The sequence below is a fragment of the Komagataeibacter melomenusus genome, from assembly GCF_013155395.1.
Lineage (GTDB): Bacteria > Pseudomonadota > Alphaproteobacteria > Acetobacterales > Acetobacteraceae > Komagataeibacter > Komagataeibacter melomenusus.
Genome location: NZ_JABJWC010000042.1, coordinates 14,407 through 32,780, shown reverse-complemented (window position 1 = coordinate 32,780; position 18,374 = coordinate 14,407). Strand labels below are relative to the sequence as shown.

The window sequence follows — 18,374 nt, the reverse complement described above, 5'->3', positions numbered from 1 at the left end:
TGCAAGCTCAAGGAGTTCAAGCGTATCGCCACGCGGAGCGACAAGACAGACAGATCATTCGCAGCGATGATTTATCTCTCCGCTGCAATCATCAATTCACGATAATTCCCAACAGGCCCTGAAAAAAAAGCGGGGCGCCCAAAACGTTTTCCTTCATCAGCAGGTTATTGGTCTGCTCGCGAACATAAAAAAGGCCTGCATCATGCGATGCAGGCCTTTTTCGGTAGGGTTGGCCTTAGCGGCGCGGCGTCTGCTGAATGGCCGAGAGCAGCCATGTGCCGAGACCCGCCGCGCGCACGAAGGTCCACAGTTCCGTCACGGTGGTGCGGTTGGAGGGATCACCGTCGATCACGCGGCCTGTCATGTCGGTGGTGATGTCGATCATGGAATACTGCATGGCCACGGTGGCGTAGTCGGCCCCGTTTTCACGCCAGCTTTCCACCAGATCCCCCCGCTCGAAGCGCAGGTCGGACACCACGTTGCGCGCCCCCCGGCTGGCAAGTTCGGCCAGCTGGTTGTTGAAGTAGGACACCATCTCCGGCGTGGCCATGTGGCGCATGGCCTCGACGTTCTGCTGGCTCCAGGCGGTCTGGATATTGATCAGCGCCTGCTGGAAGGCCTGGTAGTCGGCTGCCGTGATGGCCACGCCCACATTCTGCTGGCCGCCCTGTTGCGGGGCACCGGGTCCGGTGGCGCCAAAGGGGCTTGCGACGGACCCGACAGCACCACCGCCCCTGTTGCTAAAACGGCGGATGGCCCACCGCACCAGGAAGAAGATCAGCGCCAGCTGGATCAGCAGGCCAAGGAAGCCGCCGCCCCCCATGCCCGAACTGAACATGCCATGGCCGAACATCATGCCAAAGAGCCCGGCACCGATCAGCCCCCCCATGAACCCGCTCATGAACGGGTGGCGGGGCCGCGCCATGGCCATGCCCGCACCGGCGCCATAGGGTGCCTGCATGCCATAGCCGGGGGCCTGCTGGCGAGGGGTCATGGTGCGCTGGAAGGGCGTTGCGCCAAACGGGGCGGTCTGTGTGGGGGCAGGGGCGCTGTATGTGCGCGAGCCACGGCTCCCCATCGACATGCCACCACCCGCGCGGGCATCCGCCACGTCAGGGTGCGCCACGAGGGAGAGCATGCTCAGGGCCGCACCAGCGGCGAGGATGATGCTTTTACGCGGCATCAGGCGCGAAGAATTCTGTTTCATCTGGGTCAGGGTATCTGCAATCCTGTATCGGAACCATCATTATCCATGCAGCCTGCATGAGATCGGGCCGCCTCTGACCAGATATAAGTAAGCCCGCGCCCCAGTAACAGGGGCAACGGGCTTACAGAAACATGAAATCACGGAAAGGCAACGATTACGCCCCGGCGATCACCATGTCATCGATGCGGATGGTCGGCGCGTTGGTGGACTGGCGGAAGGTCAGGTCATTGGCTGGCACAAGGCGGGCGAACATGTCGTTGAGGTTGCCTGCCACGGTCAGTTCGGCCACCGGCTCGGCCAGCACGCCATCCCGGATCATGAAGCCTGCGGCGCCACGGCTGTAGTCGCCGGTAATGCCGTTGATGGCCGAGCCCATCATCTCGGTAATGTAGATGCCCTCGGTAATGTCAGCCATCAGTCCGGCGGGCGTGAGCGTGCCGGGCTGCATGTGCATGTTGCCCAGCGCGGGCGCGGGCGGGCCGGACGTGCCCCGGCTGGCGCAGCCATTGGGGGTGAGCCCCAACTGGCGGGCGGAGCGCGAATCAAGCGCCCAGGTTTTCAGCACGCCATCTTCCACCAGCGTGCGGGTGGATGTGAGCATGCCCTCGCCATCAAACGGGCGCGCGCCGGGGCCACGCACCCGGCGCGGGTCATCAATGATGGTGATGCCCGCGGGCATGATCTGCTGGCCCATCTTCTCCTTGAGGAAGGAGGTGCCACGCGCGATGGAAATGCCATTGATCGCGCCCGACAGGTGGCCGAGCAGCGAGGTGGAAACGCGCGGGTCGAGCACGATGGGCAGCCGCCCCGTGCGCGGGCGCACCGGGTTGAGGCGGGCCACCGTGCGCTCGCCCGCGCGGCGGCCGATCAGGGCGGCATCCTCAAGGTCGGCCAGGTGCACGGTTGAATGGTAGTCGTAATCACGCTGCATGTGCGTGCCCGACCCGGCCACGACGCTGGCCGAGACCGAATGGCTGGTGCGGGCATAGCGGCCCGAAAAACCGGCCGATGTCATGAGGATGATGTCCGACAGGCCAGCACTGGCCGAGGCCCCGTTGCTGTTCGATACACCCGCCACGGCCAGGGCCGCTTCCTCCGCCGTGCGGGCGCGGGCCACGAGGTCGGCTGTGGCCGGAGTGGCGGGGTCGAACAGGTCGAGGCCCGTGGCATCGACAAAACCGTGCTGCGCCTGTTCGCACAGCCCGGCAAAATGGTCCTCGGGCACCACGCGGGCCATGGCCACCGCGCGCGCGGCCAGCGTATCGAAGCGCGCGGGGTCGAGTGCGGTCGCCGAGACGATGGCCGCGCGCTGGCCCACGAACACCCGCAGCCCGAGGTCGAGTGTCTCGGAGCGCTCTAGGTCTTCCGTATGGCCATTGCGCACCTGCACGCCATGGGCCACGCGGTTGACATAGATGGCATCCGCCGCATCGGCCCCTGCCGCGCGGGCGCGGGTGACAAGGGTTGCGATCAGGTCAAGGGGATCGGAACTCATGCCGCGAGCGCTCCCGTAATGCTGTCAAGCGAAGGCAGGTGGCTGACCGGCCCGAGCGAGGCCTGCGTCGGCCTGCCGCTGAAGATGCGGGTGGCGACACGCTGCACGTCTTCAATGGTGACGGCGTCGATCTTGCTCACGGTCTCGGTGGTGGGGATCAGGCGGCCAAACACCTGCAACTGCCGGGCCAGTTGCTCGCACCGGCTGCCCGTGCTTTCGAGCGACATGAGCAGCGAGGATTTGAGCTGGGCGCGTGCCCGCGCAAGCTCGCCAGCGTTGACCGTGTGGCGCACCTTGCGCAGTTCCTCCAGCGTGACCGGAACCAGATCGGCCACCTGGGCCTCGCCCGTGCCGGCATAGATGCCGAACAGGCCGCCCTGGCGGAACGGCGCGTTGAAGGAATAGACCGAATAGACCAGCCCGCGCTTTTCACGGATCTCCTGGAACAGGCGCGAGGACATGCCACCGCCCAGCAGCGTGGAGAGCAGCAGCGCCGGATAATAATCCGGGTCGCCATACGGCATGGAGGGAAAGCCCAGCACGATATGCGCCTGGTCAAGCTCACGCTCCTGCACGAACGACCCGCCCACGTAGTTCACGCCCGGCTGCGGCGGCACGGTGCCGGTGGGCAGGTCGGCAAAGTGCTTCTGCACAAGGTCCACCACGCGGCCATGCTCAAGGTTGCCTGCTGCGGCGATAATGGTGTTGCCCGCCCGGTAGTGGGTGCCCATGTAGTTGACCAGCGTTTCGCGCGCCATGGACCCGATGCCTGCCTCCCTGCCCAGCGTGGGGCGGCCCATCGGCTGGTCGGGGAAGGCGGTTTCCTGAAAATGGTCGAACACGATGTCATCCGGCGTGTCGTTGGCCTGGCCGATTTCCTGCAAGATCACGCCACGCTCGCGCTCGAGTTCATCGGGTGCGAGGCTGCTATGGGTCAGGATATCGCCGATGATGTCGGCCCCCAGATCAAGGTTTTCCTTGAGCAGCTTGACGTAATAGGCCGTGTGCTCGCGCGCGGTGTAGGCGTTGATGTGGCCGCCCACGTTCTCGATTTCCTCCGCAATGCCCACGGCGGTGCGGGTGCCCGTGCCCTTGAAGGCCATGTGCTCGAGAAAATGCGAGACCCCGTTCTCCGCAGCACTCTCGTTACAGGTGCCCGCGGCGACATACGCCCCGAGCGAAATGGTTTCCACCCTGTCCATCCGTTCGGTCACGATGGTCAGGCCGGAGTCCAGTCGGGTCACATTGATCAGGTCGGTCATGCTGGTCCTGCGGGCGGCGTGGCGCCTTGGCGCCAGCAACCCCTTGTTTACGTAAGATGGATGGGGGGAAAGGCTCAGGGCGCGTTGGTCAGGACCGCCGCGCGCACCTTGTCCTCGATCACGCCCAGATCGGCGGGCACCACGGTGTAGCGTTCGGGCCGGTCATACAGGTCGGCCAGTGAATCAGGCAGTGCCGGGCGGATGCCGGTGGCCAGCGCCATTGCATCGGGGAACTTGGCCGGGTGCGCGGTGGACATGGCCACCATGGGAATGCCCGGCTCGCGGAAGGCACGGCCCGCCGCAATGCCGATGGCGGTATGCGGGTCGGCCAGGTAGTGGCTGCGCGTGTTGAGCGTGCGGATTTCGGCTGCCGTCGCGTCATCATCAAGCGCCATGCCGTGGAACAGGGCATTGGCGCGGTCCCATACCGGGGTTGCGACCTTCATCACGCCGGTCTTGCGGAATTCGGTCATGATGCGTGCGCAGGCTGCGGCGTCGCGGTCGAGCAGTTCGAACAGCAGGCGCTCGAAGTTCGACGAGACCTGGATATCCATCGAGGGCGACAGGCTGGGCACCACGCCGTGGATGCTCATGTCGTTCTCGTTGAGGAAGCGGCTGAGGATATCGTTGCGGTTGGAGCCGACACATAGCGCGCGGATGGGCAGGCCCATGCGGCGCGCCACCCAGGCGGCCAGCACGTTGCCGAAATTGCCGGTGGGCACCGCGAACGAGACCTCGCGGTCGGGCGCGCCAAGGGCCAGGGCGGCATAGACGTAATAGGGCACCTGGGCTGCAATGCGCGCCCAGTTGATGGAGTTGACGGCGGAGAGGTTCATGTCCGTGCGGAAGGGCTGGTCGGCGAACATGGCCTTGACCAGGTCCTGGCAGTCATCAAACGTGCCCTTGACCGCAAGGTTGGTCACGTTGGGCTCCAGCACGGTGGTCATCTGCCGGCGCTGCACTTCCGATGTGCGGCCCTCGGGGTGGAGGATCACCACGCGCAGGCGCTCGCGGCCCCGGCAGGCCTCGATGGCAGCCGAGCCGGTATCACCCGAGGTGGCGCCCACGATGGTCACTTTCTCGTCACGCTCGGTCAGCACATGGTCGAACAGGCGGCCAAGCAGCTGCATGGCCATGTCCTTGAAGGCCAGCGTCGGGCCATGGAACAGTTCCTGCACGAACAGCCCGTCTTCCACCTGTGTCAGCGGCACGATGGCGGGGTGATCGAATCGGCTATAGGCTTCGCGGCACAGCTTGAGCAGCACATCATGCGTGATCGACCCTTCGGCGAAGGGGGCAATGATGCGGGCCGCAAGTTCCGGGTAGGGCAGGCCACGCAGGCTGCGCCAGTCATCAACCGAAAGCTCGGGCCAGCTTTCGGGCAGGTAAAGGCCACCGTCCTCTGCCAGCCCCGCCAGCAGAACGGACGAAAAATCGCGGACGGGGGCATCCCCCCGGGTAGAAATATAGCGCATTGCGCCATCATAATCCCAACCGCCCCCCGCGCGAAGGGGGCGCAGGCCCGGTGCGGGCGATTCCGCTGGCGGTGTGTCAGAATTTCGGCGGGGGCAGGGTGCCTATATTGATGCGGTAGATGTGCACCGGCCACTGTATGGCATTGGTACCGCCATTGAGCGGGGCCGTGCGGTCAAGCTGGGCGGCAGGCACGTAAAGCTGGCCGTCCTTCGTGGCAAACGAGCCTGCGGGCCAGTGCAGGCGCGGGTCGGTCACGATTTTCTGGTACACGCGGTCGGGCATGAGGCGGAAGATGCTGCCGGTGGACACGTCATTGAAATACAGCGTGCCGTCCGGCCCCACCGTAATGCCGCCGAGCGGGGGAGTCTTGTACCACAGCGTCGGCCCTTCCTCGAGTTCGATGGGGGTGACGTTGGGGTCGACGAGCAGGTCGGTGTCGAGCTTGTAGACCGGGCCGCAGAGCGGCTCGAAATACAGCCACTGCCCATCGGCGCTGACATCCATCTGGCTGATATTGACAATGGCGGTGTGGCCTGCCGGATTGGTTGCCACCTTGCCCTCCACCGTTATGGGCTGGTGGGCGGTCAGGGCTGGCGTATGCTCCATCAGGCGGCGCTGGGTGTTGGTGTCGAGCCTGACCACGATCATGGCCGGAACACCGCTGTCGCCCACAAAGGCATGGCCACGCGCCACGCGCATGGTGGCGGCGTAGCTGCCCGCGCGCAGCATGTCGGGGTTGAGCGGCCAGGTCTGGAGCACGCGCTGGCCCTTTGTATCGAGCTTCACGATCTTGGGGCCGCCATCAAGGGGCCTGCCTGCCGGGTCGGGCTGGCCGCTATCGAGCACCCACAGCGTGCCATCGGGCTGGAGCTGCATGTCGGCCGGTGCCACAAAACGCGACGAGGCCGGGGCGGCGGGGTCGTTCCATGTGGTGTCGGGGTAGGGCTGCGGGTTGCCGCTGGCATCAAGCACGGCAAGCCCCGGCCCGCTATTGCCCGCCCAGCGCGGCAGTTCGACGAGCAGCCTGCCATCGGGCAGCACCACCACGCGGTCCCATGCGCTGGTGGAGGATGAGGCAACCTCCTCAAGTGCCGCTGGCGGGTTGAGCGGCGGCGCGGGCTTGGCGGCATGGGCTGCGGGCAGCATGGCCAGCAGGCTGGCGCCACAGGCAAGGAGAAGGCCCGCAGGGCGCAGGCGGCGGAAGGCTGTAGGGGTCATGGCGTGCATCGCGCCTTATCTCGTCACGAACGGGGGCGGATGGCAAGGGCATGATGCGGCATGCCCGCCCTGACCGACAATCGTGCTCCTGAGATGCATCGATAAAAACCGGAAAAGTTTTTGGTGAAGCTTTTTTCAAAAAGCTTCGACAGATACCGCTTTCTTGAAAAAAAGCGGCACCCGAAGCCTTTTATGAATTCAAGGGGTCAAACCTGCGCGCAGTAACGCTCCCGCAGGTGGCGCAGGTATGGCCCGGTATTGGGCACCGCTCCCGTAGCGTCGCGCACGATCTCCTTTGTGCTCGCCGCGCTGCCACGGGCATGGATGCGCGGGCGCAGCCAGTCGAGCAGGGGCGTGAAATCGCCCTTCGCAATGGCGGGCATGATGGCGGGGTTGTCACGCCCGGCGGCCTCGCGCAACTGCGCAGCAATGATCGCGCCCAGCGTATAGGTGGGAAAATACCCCCACGAGCCCGATGGCCAGTGAATGTCCTGCAGGCAGCCCAGACGGTCTTCGGGCACCTTCAGGCCCAGCAGGTCGTGAATGCGGGCGTTGAAGGCCTCGGGCAGGTCGGCCAGCTTCATTGTGCCTGCAATCAGCGCGGTTTCCATCTCGTAGCGCACGAGAATATGGGCGGGATAGGTGACCTCATCGGCATCCACGCGGATGAAGCCGGGCCGCACGCGGGTGACAAGACGGTGCAGGTTGTCCGCCCCCCACGCCGCATCGTCACCGCTGTCGGCAAAAGCGGCACGCAGGCGCGGGGCCATCCAGTCCATGAAGGGGCGGCTGCGGGCGACCTGCATTTCCATCAGCAGGGACTGGCTTTCATGCAGGCTCATGCCGCGCGCCTCGCCCACGGGCTGGGCGCGCCAGTCTTTCGGCAGGCCCTGCTCATACAGTGCATGGCCGGTCTCGTGCACGATGCCCATCAGCGCATTGATGCAGTCATCGTGCTCGTAACGGGTGGTGATGCGCACGTCATCCTCTGCCCCGCCACAAAACGGATGCAGGCTGACATCAAGCCGCCCGCGCTGCATGTCAAAGCCCAGGGCGGCCATGGTCTCGCGGCCCAGTTTTTCCTGCGCGGGCACGGCGAACGGCCCGGTGGGGGCGATGGGCGCGGGCAGGCTTTTCTGGTGCTCCAGCGCGGTTGCGATCAGGTCGGGCAGTTCGCTGGCCAGTTCGGCAAAGACGGGGTCGATATCCGCCTGCCTTGTGCCCGCATCATACTGGTCAAGCAGCGCATCATAGGGGGAAAGGCCAAGCGCCCCGGCCTTGGCGGCAGCGACCGCGCGGGTGCACTCCAGCACCGTTTGCAGGTGCGGCAGCAGGGAGGCGAAGTCACTGTTCTGCCGCGCGGTGCGCCAGGCCATCTCGCAGCGCGAGGCGGCGCGGGATGTGGCCTCCACCAACTCACCTGGCACGGCGGCGGCATGCGCATGCTGGCGGCGCATCTCGGTCAGGTTGGCCGTGGCCATGGCGTCATCACCGGGGGCTGCGCGGGCCAGCAGGTCGGGCATGTCGGGCGCGGTCATGAGTTCATGCGAGAGCACGGCAAGGGTGGCGATGCTCTCGGCGCGGCTGTCGGCGGCGCCTGCGGGCATCATGGTGTCCTTGTCCCACCCCAGAATGCCGAGTGCGTTGCGGATCTGCCCCATGCGGGCAAAACGCTGGCGCAGGATGTCATAGGCCTGCTGGCCGGTCGGGCGGGATGGGATGTTCATGCGCGCTCCTGCGTAAAAATCATGCTCATTGTCTGTAAAACATAAGAAAGTTCTTGGTGAAGCTTTTTTCAAAAAGCCTCGAAGACCCCTCCACTTTGTTCAAAAAAATGCTCACGGCACACCCTTTCTTAACCGCCCTGCCCGCATGGAGTCCTGTCGTGCCATGCAAAGGGGAGGCACATGCCATGAATGCTGTGACGGGGCGCGCCGACCTGCTCGCACGCGGGCAGGTGGCGCTGCGGGCGGGCGACATGGCGGGCGCGCGCGCCTGTTTTGCCGCCATGCTGGGGTTCTGGCCCGATGACCCTGACGCCCTGCATGGGCTTGCCTGTATCGCGCTGGCCCTTGGCCGGGCGGATCGTGCCATCAGCCTTGCCGGGCGCGCGCGGTTCGTGGCGCCGCCGGACCATCCCCGTCTGGGGTCATATCATGAGGTGCTGGCCCGTGCGCTGCTGGCCTGCGGGCATCATGCCGCCGCGCGGGCCGCAATCCGCACGGCCTGCCTGCACAGCCCCGATGATGGCGCGATCATGCTGGCCTGCGCCGAGATCATGGAGCGCACGGGTGATCTCGCGGCGGCAGTGGTGGCCCATGCGCAGGCCGTGGCCGTGGGCGGGGTGCCCGCGCGCGTGGCGCAGGCGCGTTTCTGGTGGCGGCGCGGGCGGGGCGAGGCAGCGCTGGCACAGATGCGCCACGTGGCGGCCAGCGCCCCGCATGATGGCGTCGTGATTCATGAACTGGTGGGCATGCTGCTGGCCCATGACCACAGGGAAGAGGCGGAAACCGTGCTGCGCCGGCTTCTGGCCCATGACGGGTGCGACGGGCAGGCCCTTGCCACCCTTGGCGCATTGCTGTTTGCCGCGGGCCGCCTGCGCCCGGCGGCGGCCATGCTGCGCGTGGCCCTGCGCCATGACCGTGCGCCCGAAACGGCAAACAATCTCGGCCTGACCCTGATGGCGCTGGGAGAGATGGCCGCCGCGCAGGCCGTGCTGGCCGATGCCTGCCGCGCGCAAAGGGGCGATGCCCGCATCGCGCTGAACCACGCCACCGCCCTGTTTGAATCCGGTCAGCACGCGCAGGCCCGCGCGGCCTGTGAGGCTTTGCTTGCCCGGCACCCCGCGCCCGATCCGGCAACGCTTTCGCGCGCGCGGTTCAACCTGGGCGTGGCGCGACTGGCCGAAGGCGATCTGGCGCAGGGCTGGGCATTGTGGGAGTCCCGCCTCGGCTTCATGCCGCAGCCGCCCGCCACGCAGCGCCTGCCGCGCTGGCAGGGGCAGGCGCTGCCCTCGGGGCGCAGGCTGCTGGTCACGATGGGGCAGGGGCTGGGCGATGCGGTGCATTTCCTGCGCTATGTGCTGCTGGCGGCAAGGCGCGTGCCGGTGGTGCTGGAGGTGCCGCCTGCCCTGCGCCGTCTGGCTGCAACACTGGGGCAGGCAGCGGGTGAAAGGGCGCCGTACCTTATTGAAATTATCACCCCTGATAAAAATGACTACCAGGGCGTGGCATGCCAGTGCGACCTGTTCAGCCTGCCTGCCCTGCTGGGCGTGCGTGCAGTGGGCCCGTTCCGGCCTTATCTGGGGCAGGCGGCGTGGCAACCGCGAGAGCATGCGGCGCCGTTGCGGATCGGGCTGTGTTTTGCGGGCAATGCCGCCTACCGTTTTGATGCGCGGCGTTCGATTGCAGCAGGCGCACTGGCCCCGCTGGCGCAGGTTGAGGGGGTGACGTTCATCGCGCTGCGCCCTGACCACAACCCTGCGCAGGACCCGGTTTTCATGCGCCATGAACTGGCGGGCGATGCGGACCTGCTTGAAACATCCCGCCTGATCGCCACGCTGGATCTGGTCATCAGTGTCGATACGCTCGCTGCCCATCTGGCAGGGGCCATGGGCTGCCCGGTCTGGCTGCTCAGCCGTTTTGGGGGGGACTGGCGGTGGTCAGCAGCCTTTGATGCGGCGCAGGCCGGGGGTATCTGCCCGCCCGTTTGCATGCCGGGTCATGCTGTGCCAGCCCCGGCCAGCCAGTGGTACGGGGGGCTGCGCGTGCTGCGCCAGCCCGTGCTGCAACTGCCTGAGCGGGCCTGGCAGCCGGTCATCGCGGCCCTCGTAACCGCGCTGCGGGGCTGGGTCAGGCAGCGCGGGCGGTCAGATGGTGATGGATTCGAGTTCGGATGACCGGCGCTGGGCTGCGGCTTCGGCTTCCTGCAGGCCCGACAGCAGGGCCGCGCGCAGGCGGTCGAGGCGGCCCTTGTCGGTAATTTTCAGCCCGAACAGGTCCTTGACATAAAATACGTCCACCGCCCGCACGCCATAGGTGGTGATGTGGGCGGAGGCGATCTGGAGTTTCTGCTCGCTCAGCGCCGCAGTCACGTCATGCAGCAGGCCGGGGCGGTCGCGCCCGTTGATTTCGACCACCGTGCAGGTGTTCGACGCGCGATTGTCGATCACCACGCGCGGCGGCACATGGATCGCGCGCATGCGCCGGCCTGCAATCCTGCGGCCACACTGGGCAATCTCGCGGTTGATGTTGATCTGCCCGGTCAGCGCCTGCTCGATCAGCAGCGACAGGCGGGCAAGCTGCTGCGGTTCCTCAAACGCGGCGCCGCCTGCATCCTGAATCCACAGCGTGTCGAGCGCCATGCCGTTGGTCATGGTGTGAATGCGCGCATCCACGATCGAGGCCCCGGCAATGGCCACCGCACCCGCAATGCGCGAGAACAGGCCCGGATGGTCGGCGGCGTAGATGGTCACCTCGGTCACGCCACGCGCGGGCAGGGGCTGGGTCTCGACCGTAAGGGGGGAGTGGAGTCGCTCGGATTCGCCAATCAGCAGGGCATGGCGGGCATGGGTGTCGTGATCGAAGGACAGCCAGTAACTGCCATAGCCCAGCCCCATGAAGTGCTGCACGTCGGCCTCGTTCATGCCGTCTTCCACCAGCCATTGGGCGGTGGCGGCCTTGGCGCGCTCCACGCGCACGTCGCGCTCGGTAGTGGCGAGGCTGCCTTCGAGTACCTCGGCCACGCGCATGTAAAGCTCGTTGAGCAGCGTCGCCTTCCACGCGTTCCACACGCGCGGGCCAACCGCGCGCATGTCCACGATGGTGAGCAGAAGCAGCAGCCGCAGCCGCTCGGGGGACTGGATGATGTCGGCAAGGTCAAGGATGGTCTTGGGGTCGTCGATATCGCGCTGGAAGGCGGTGTGGCTGAGCAGCAGGTGGTGCAGCACCAGCCATGACACGGTTTCCGTCTCCTCGCTGTCCATGCCCAGTTCGGGGCAGACATACAGCGCGATCTGCGAGCCGATTTCCGAATGGTCGCCCCCGCGCCCCTTGGCGATGTCATGCAGCATCACCGCCACGTACAGCGCCCGGCGTGAATGCAGGTTGCGCGCCAGGTCGTAGGCGATGGGAATCTCGTCGGCCATCTGGCCATGCTCGACCCGCCCAAGGATGCGCAGCGCATCGATGATGTGCTCGTCAACCGTGAACACATGGTAGGTATCGAACTGCATCTGCCCCACCACGCGCGACCAGTCGGGCAGCAGGCGGCCCATCAGCCCGGTTTCGTTGAGGATGTGCAGCCAGTAGGCGTTGCCCTTGCGCCGCCCCTCATCCATCAGGTGGAAGCTGGGAATGGCGTCGGGCTTTTCCTCCTCCGCGCGCGGGGCGCGCTGCGGGCGCTCGGGTGGCGCGCCACACATCAGGTCAAGGAAGATGCGCGCGGTCTCGGGGTCGCCACGCAGGCTGGCCGCCTTGCGCTCCCAGCGGATGAGCTGGTGCATGGCCATGGGGTGGATGGGCAGCTTGCGCTTGTTGGCCCAGTCCAGCAGGCGCATCATCTGGATGGGTTCATTCTCGAACGAGGTGCCGCGCTGGGGCAGGATGCGGCCATCGATCACGGTAAAGCCCGCATCGCGCATCTGGCTGTCGGCCTCGGGCGCGTTGGCAACCGGGCCGAGCGCCTGGCGCAGCACGGCGGGCTCGAGCACCAGCGTCAGGCGCATGACCTCGCGCACGGTCAGGAAGTAGTGGCGCATGAAGCGCTCCACCCCCACCTGCCGCCCGTGGCGCGTATAGCCCATGCGCCCGCCGACCACGGGCTGCACGTCAAATGTCAGGCGCTCTTCCGCCCGGCCGGATACGTAATGCAGGTGAAAACGCACCCGCCACAGGAAGTCCCATGCCCGGCGCGCGCGCTTGGCCTCGGGCTCGGTCAGCAGGCCGAGTTCGCTGAAGCCCGGGGCAAGCAGGTCGGAGACATGGCGCGTGCCGAAGGTGTAGCGGCACATCCAGTACAGCGTCTGCAGGTCGCGCAGGCCGCCACGGCCTTCCTTCACGTTGGGTTCGACAAGGTAGGGGCTGTCACCAAAGCGCTGGTGGCGGGCGGCGCGCTCGCGGCGCTTGTCGGTAATGAAGCGGTCGGCCCCGGATTTGACACAGGCCACGATGTAGCGGGCCTGGAACATGGAAAACAGCGATTCGCTGCCGGTCAGGATACGCGCATCAAGCAGGGTGGTGCGCACCGTGGTGTCGGCTTCCGCCTCGGCAATACACTCGTTGATGGTGCGCGTGGCGTGCCCCACCTTCAGCCCGAGGTCCCACAGGAAATACAGGATGTATTCCACGCAGGCGCGCATGTCCTCGCCCTGCGCATCGGGGGTGAGGAACAGAAGGTCGATATCGCTGAACGGGGCGAGCAGCCCGCGCCCGTAGCCGCCGGTGGCCGCGATGGCGAACGGGGCCTCATGCTGCGAATCGATGCCGGTCTGCGCCATGGCGTAGGCGCCGAGCACCCGGATCATGCCATCGGTATAGGCTGCGAGCAGCTTGCCCGCTTCAGCCCCCCCCAGCCGATGCTGCTCGAATTCCTCGCGCACATGCGCCTGGTAGCGCGACAGGTGGCGGCGGAACAGCCCGATCGCCTCCTCACGCGGGGGCAGGGCGCGCGTGCCGTCGTGCTCCCCCGTGGGGAACAGGGCGGCATGGAGGGCGTCGGTCATCGCCTCGACGGAGGAGGCGGGAAGGGGGGCAGCGTTCGACATCGTGGGCGGATGGCGTCCTGTAAGTAGCGAAAATGATCCAGTCGGGGAGTGTGCCGCCCTTGGTGGGGTCAGGTCCAGAGCCGTATCAGGGTTTCAGCAGTTTTTTGAGTTTGTAGAGCATTTCCAGTGCCGTGCGCGGGCTGAGCGCATCGGGGTCCAGCGTCTCGAGCATATCAAGGGCGGCGGGGGGCACGGCGGCCTGCGCGGGCGTGTCTTGCGCTACTTCGGCCTGCTGCTCGAACAGCGGCAGCGGCGGAGCCTGCCTGCCGCGTTCTTTTTCCAGCATGCCCAGAAGGCGGCCCGCGCGGCGCACCACGGGCTCGGGCACGCCTGCAAGCCGCGCCACATGCACGCCCCAGCTGCGCCGCGCCGAGCCGGGCACGACTTCATGCTGGAAGATGACCTGCCCCTTCCATTCGCGCACGCTCATGGTGTGGGGGGTGAGGCGGGGCATGGTGTTGGCGAGTTCGGCGAGTTCATGGAAGTGGGTGGCGAATATGGCGCGGCAGCGCAGGGTGGAATGCAGCGTTTCCAGCACGGCCTAGGCAATGGCCAGCCCGTCGAGCGTGGAGGTGCCGCGCCCGATCTCGTCCACCACCACAAGGGAACGCGGGCCGGCCTGGTTGAGGATGGCCGCCGTCTCGGTCATTTCCACCATGAAGGTCGAGCGCCCGCGCGCCAGGTCATCGGCGGCGCCCACGCGCGAGAACAGCCGGTCCACCACGCCAAGGCGCATGCTGGCTGCCGCCACCGGCAGCCCCGCCTGCGCCAGGATCACCGCAAGGGCCGCCTGCCGCAGGAAGGTGGACTTGCCCGCCATGTTCGGCCCCGTGAGCAGCATGATGCGGTGGTCGGGCTCGAGGTCGCAGTCATTGGGGGTAAAGCGGGTGTTGCGCGGCAGGGCTGCCTCGACCACCGGGTGGCGCCCCGCGCGGATGATGAAGGACGTATCATCGCCCACCGCCGGGCAGCACCATGCGCCGCCGCCCGCCAGCACGGCGCAGGACTGCACGATGTCGATCACGGCAAGGGAAGCCGCCATGTCCGGCAGGGCGGCTTCATCAAGGATGTGGCCCACGACCTGCGTAAACAGGTGGCGCTCGCGCAGGGCGGCGTTCTCGGCGGCCTGGGCGATCTGCTGGTCAAGGCTGGCCAGCCGCTCGGTGGCGAACCGGCTGGAACTGGCCGTGCCCTGCCGCATGATCAGGTCTTCACGCCCGCGCAGGCGGGTTGCTGCTGCGGCAGGCACCTCGATCACGTAGCCAAGCTGGGCATGGTGGCGGATCTTGAGGTTGGCGATGCCGAATTCTTCCGCGTATTCCTTCTGGAGGGCCGCGATGATGCGCTTGCTGCCATCGCGCAGTTCGCGCTGGGCGTCGAGTTCCGCATCATAGCCCGTGGCAATGGTGCCGCCTTCATCCATGCGCGCGGGCGGGTTTTCGCTCAGCGCGCGCTCCAGCAGGGCCTGAAGGTCATGCGCGCGGTCAAGGTTGCCCACGGCCAGGGCCAGCAAGGGCGGCAGGTCCGCCTGCTGGTTCAGGGTCTGCCCGATTTCACGCGCAACGCGCAGCGCCAGCCGGATGGCCCCGGCATCACGCGGCTGCCCGCGCCCGAGCGAGAGGCGGCCAAGCGCCCTGGCCATGTCGGGGGCGGTGCGCAGGTGGGTGCGCAGGTCATCGCGCACGCCCGGCCTGTCAAGCAGCCAGACCCACCCGGCCTGCCTGCGGGCAATGCGCGCGGGGTCGGTCAGGGGCGCTGCGATCCAGTCGGCCAGCATGCGGCTGCCGGCTGCGGTCACGGTGCGTGATACGGCGGCAAACAGGGTGTGCTCGGTCGTGCCATCACGCGTGCGCAGCAGGTCGAGGCTGGCGCGGGTGGCGGGGTCAAGGCCGAGCACGTCCTGGCTGTCGCTGGGGCGGGGGTGCGACAGGCGTGGCAACTGGCCCGCCTGGCTGCGGCGGATGTAGTCCAGGGCTGCTGCGGCAGCCTGCGCCTCCGCATCGCTGAAGGTGCCGAATGCATCGGGGCTGGCCACGCCAAAGGCCTCGGCCATGCGGGTGCGGGCGGCCTGGGCACCCGGCGGTGGCACGATGGGGGTGCGGCGCGGTGCGAAATCACCCAGATCCACGTTATCCGCACACAGGATCTCGGCGGGGTCGAGGCGGCCGAGCAGGTCGTGCAGGTCGTGCGCGGGCACGCTTGCGGTCTCGAACAGGCCGGTGGAAATATCGATCCACGCAAGGCCAGGGTCGCCCGCGTCGCGCCCGGTGGGGCAGATGATGCAGGCCAGCAGGTTCTGGCGGCCTGCTTCAAGCAGTTCATCTTCCGTCAGCGTGCCGGGCGTGATCAGGCGCACGACCTCGCGCCGCAGCGGGCCCTTGGAGGCCGGTCGCCCCTTGCGCGGCTGCTCGGTCTGCTCGGCTACTGATACGCGAAAGCCCCGGCGGATCAGCCGCGCCAGATAGGCCTGCGCCGCATGCACCGGCACCCCGCACATGGCGATGGGCTGGCCTGCATGCGTGCCGCGCGCGGTGAGCGAGATATCAAGGGCGGAGGCTGCTGCTTCGGCATCGTTGAAGAAGAGTTCATAGAAATCTCCCATCCGGAAGAACAGCAGGGCGTCGGGGTGTTCGGCTTTGAGCGCAAACCACTGCGCCATGGCGGGTGTGGCGCCTTCGGGAGAGGGAAATGTCATGTCTGGTGTCTACCGGTGGGGTGGGGGATTCGCCAGCAGGGAGCAGAAGAAAGTTTTTGGTGAAGCTTTTTTCAAAAAGCTTCCGGGAACGCTGCCTTTTTGAAAAAAGGCGGCACCCAAAAACTTTTATCCGTTGTTTTCACAAGGCGTCTAGGCCTGCCGCTTCCGGCCCAGCCGCCGCTTGACCGCGCCAAGGGCGAGCCGCAGGTCGGTCACGCCCAACCCATGCAGGGCCACGAGGTAGAGCCCCACGCCCAGCCCGATCAGCATGCCCACATCCACAATCCGCATGAGCGGGCCTGCCGTCATGGCGTGGCCCAGCGGCGTGTAGCCCAGCAGGGCGACACCGCCCGCCATCAGCCCGGCACAGCCCACCATGCCCGCAAGCTGGCGCAGCAGGCCGGGGTCGGGCACCAGTGCGCCGCGCCGCAGCAGGATGAAGGCCAGCACGCCCGCATTGACCATGGCAGCGAGGCTGCTGGCCAGTGGCGGGCCGATATGGGCCAGCCAGTGCATGAAGCTGATGTTGAGAATGAAGTTGAGCGCCAGCGTGCCCATGCCCACCAGCACCGGGGTGCGCGTATCACCCCGCGCGAAGAAGCCGGGCGAGAGCACCTTGACCAGCACGAAGGCAGGCAGCCCAAGCGCATAGGCCCGCAGCGACTGCGCGGCCAGCACCGCGTCATGCGCAGTGAACTGCCCGTGGCCGAACAGCGCCATCATCACGGGGGCCGCCAGCACCAGCAGGCCTGCGGCGGCGGGCAGGGTCAGGATCAGGGCGTAGGAAATGGCGCGGTTCTGCACGCCATGAGCCCCCGCCTCGTCATCGGCGGCGAGGTGGCGGGTGAGCACGGGCAGCAGCGTGGTGCCCGCAGCCGCGCCGAGCACGCCCAGCGGCAACTGGTTCACCCGGTCGGCAAAATACATGAGCGACACGCTGCCTGCAGGCAGCAGGGTGGCGATGATGGTATCGACCAGGAAGTTGATCTGGGTAATGCCGCTGCCCACCAGCCCCACGCCCATGCGGGCCAGCAGCGTGCGGATGCGCGGGGTCAGGCACGGCATGACCAGCCGCAGCCGCATGCCCGCGCGCGCCGCCGCGTAGAGCAGGATGCCGAACTGCACCACGCCCGAGGCACTCACCCCCCAGGCCGCGGCATGGGCCACATCGCCCGTAAAGGGGGGCAGCAGCACGATGGCGGCAATGCCCACCACGTTGAAGCTGACATAGGCGGCTGCCGCCACGCCAAATCTGTGCATGCCGTTGAGCACGCCCGAGACGAGTGCCGCCCCGCAGATCATGAGCAGGTAGGGAAACGTGATGCGGCTGAGCGAGATGGCCAGCGAATCGCGCACATCCCCATGTGCGAAGCCCGGCGCGATCACGCGCAGCACGCCGGGCATGAAGATCTCGCCCAGCACGGTCAGCAGCAGCAGCCATGACAGCAGCACGCTCATGGTCTCGCTGGCGAACTGCCGCGCGGTGTCCTTGCCCTCGCGCTCGAGCAGGGAGGCAAACAGCGGCACGAAGGCGGCGTTCAGCGCGCCCTCGCCAAACAGGCGGCGGAACATGTTGGGCAGGCGGAAGGCGATCTGATACGCATCCTGCGCCGCCCCCGTGCCCAGAAGGGCCGCCAGAAGCTGGTCGCGCACCAGCCCGAGCACGCGGCTGATCATGGTCCAGCCGCTTACGGTCAGGAAGCCCTTCAGCATGTGGCGGGGCGTGCCATGATATCCATCAGTGATCCATCACGGCGCGTTCGACCGCCATGCGCACGCGGCGCGATTCGGGCGAGGTGACGCAGGTGAACCAGTTGGCCAGGCTGCCGTCGCGCCCGATCAGGTATTTGTAGAAATTCCAGCGTGGCAGCGACAGGAATCCCCCCTCGCGCGCCAGCCAGCGGAACAGCGGAATCGCCTGCGGCCCCTTGACGTGGCTTTTGACCGTAAGGGGAAAGGTCACATTGTAGTTGCGCTGGCAGAAGGTGCCGATCTCGGCAGGGGTGGCAAGCTCCTGGTTGCCAAAATCACCCGAGGGCACGCCAATCACCACAAGGTCGTGGCTGCGCCATGTGGTCCACAGGCTCTGCAGCCCTTCATATTGCGGGGTGAACCCGCATTTCGAGGCCGTGTTGGCAATCAGGATCGGCTTGCCCCGCAACGTGCCGAGGTCGATCTCGGAGCCATTAAGGGCGGGAAGTTTAAAATCGTAGATCGTGGTCATGGAATGTTCGGTCTCGTATGCGCGCCGGAATGAT

The 18,374-nt window shown here is 66.8% G+C and carries 10 protein-coding genes and 2 pseudogenes; 2 read left to right on the top strand and 10 right to left on the bottom strand.

The features are described 5' to 3' along the window. Positions 1-105 (top strand): annotated as a pseudogene (locus tag HNW77_RS17825) (IS5/IS1182 family transposase); the annotation flags it as partial. A gap of 130 nt (positions 106-235) precedes the next feature. Here the strand turns inward: HNW77_RS17825 and HNW77_RS13865 are convergent. From HNW77_RS13865 to HNW77_RS13840, 6 genes are all read right to left on the bottom strand, one after another. Then, positions 236-1,207, bottom strand: coding sequence for a Tim44 domain-containing protein (locus HNW77_RS13865; RefSeq protein ID WP_172158435.1), 972 nt, complete (start codon positions 1,205-1,207; stop codon positions 236-238). A gap of 154 nt (positions 1,208-1,361) precedes the next feature. Then, positions 1,362-2,702 (bottom strand): TldD/PmbA family protein, encoded by a 1,341-nt coding sequence (locus tag HNW77_RS13860; protein WP_172158431.1) that lies wholly within the window; start codon positions 2,700-2,702, stop codon positions 1,362-1,364. After that, positions 2,699-3,964, bottom strand: a complete 1,266-nt coding sequence (locus HNW77_RS13855; RefSeq protein ID WP_172158429.1) for a M16 family metallopeptidase — start codon at positions 3,962-3,964, stop codon at positions 2,699-2,701. Before HNW77_RS13855 ends, HNW77_RS13860 begins: the two co-directional genes overlap by 4 nt. A gap of 74 nt (positions 3,965-4,038) precedes the next feature. Beyond that, a complete protein-coding gene (gene thrC, locus HNW77_RS13850) occupies positions 4,039-5,439 on the bottom strand; it encodes a threonine synthase (protein WP_172158428.1) in 1,401 nt (466 codons plus the stop codon). Between the two features lie 76 nt (positions 5,440-5,515). Further along, positions 5,516-6,658: a major royal jelly family protein gene (locus tag HNW77_RS13845; protein ID WP_241694484.1), complete on the bottom strand. Its 1,143-nt coding sequence runs from the start codon at positions 6,656-6,658 to the stop codon at positions 5,516-5,518. A 206-nt stretch (positions 6,659-6,864) separates the two neighbouring features. Further along, positions 6,865-8,385, bottom strand: a complete 1,521-nt coding sequence (locus HNW77_RS13840) for a carboxypeptidase M32 (protein WP_172158426.1) — start codon at positions 8,383-8,385, stop codon at positions 6,865-6,867. Positions 8,386-8,570: 185 nt separating this feature from the next. On the opposite strand from HNW77_RS13840, the gene HNW77_RS13835 reads away from it, so the two are divergent. Then, positions 8,571-10,556, top strand: coding sequence for a tetratricopeptide repeat protein (locus HNW77_RS13835; RefSeq protein ID WP_172158425.1), 1,986 nt, complete (start codon positions 8,571-8,573; stop codon positions 10,554-10,556). Here the strand turns inward: HNW77_RS13835 and HNW77_RS13830 are convergent. From HNW77_RS13830 to HNW77_RS13815, 4 genes and pseudogenes are all read right to left on the bottom strand, one after another. Then, positions 10,527-13,421 (bottom strand): [protein-PII] uridylyltransferase, encoded by a 2,895-nt coding sequence (locus HNW77_RS13830; protein WP_172158424.1) that lies wholly within the window; start codon positions 13,419-13,421, stop codon positions 10,527-10,529. The genes HNW77_RS13835 and HNW77_RS13830 overlap by 30 nt on opposite strands. An 85-nt stretch (positions 13,422-13,506) precedes the next feature. Further along, positions 13,507-16,116 (bottom strand): annotated as a pseudogene (gene mutS / locus HNW77_RS13825) (DNA mismatch repair protein MutS). A 150-nt stretch (positions 16,117-16,266) separates the two neighbouring features. After that, complete coding sequence (gene murJ / locus HNW77_RS13820; protein ID WP_172158423.1) at positions 16,267-17,829, bottom strand: murein biosynthesis integral membrane protein MurJ; 1,563 nt, start codon at positions 17,827-17,829, stop codon at positions 16,267-16,269. A 25-nt stretch (positions 17,830-17,854) separates the two neighbouring features. Beyond that, entirely contained in the window at positions 17,855-18,340 is a 486-nt protein-coding gene (locus HNW77_RS13815) for a glutathione peroxidase (RefSeq protein ID WP_172158422.1), read from the bottom strand. Positions 18,341-18,374 lie beyond the last annotated feature (34 nt).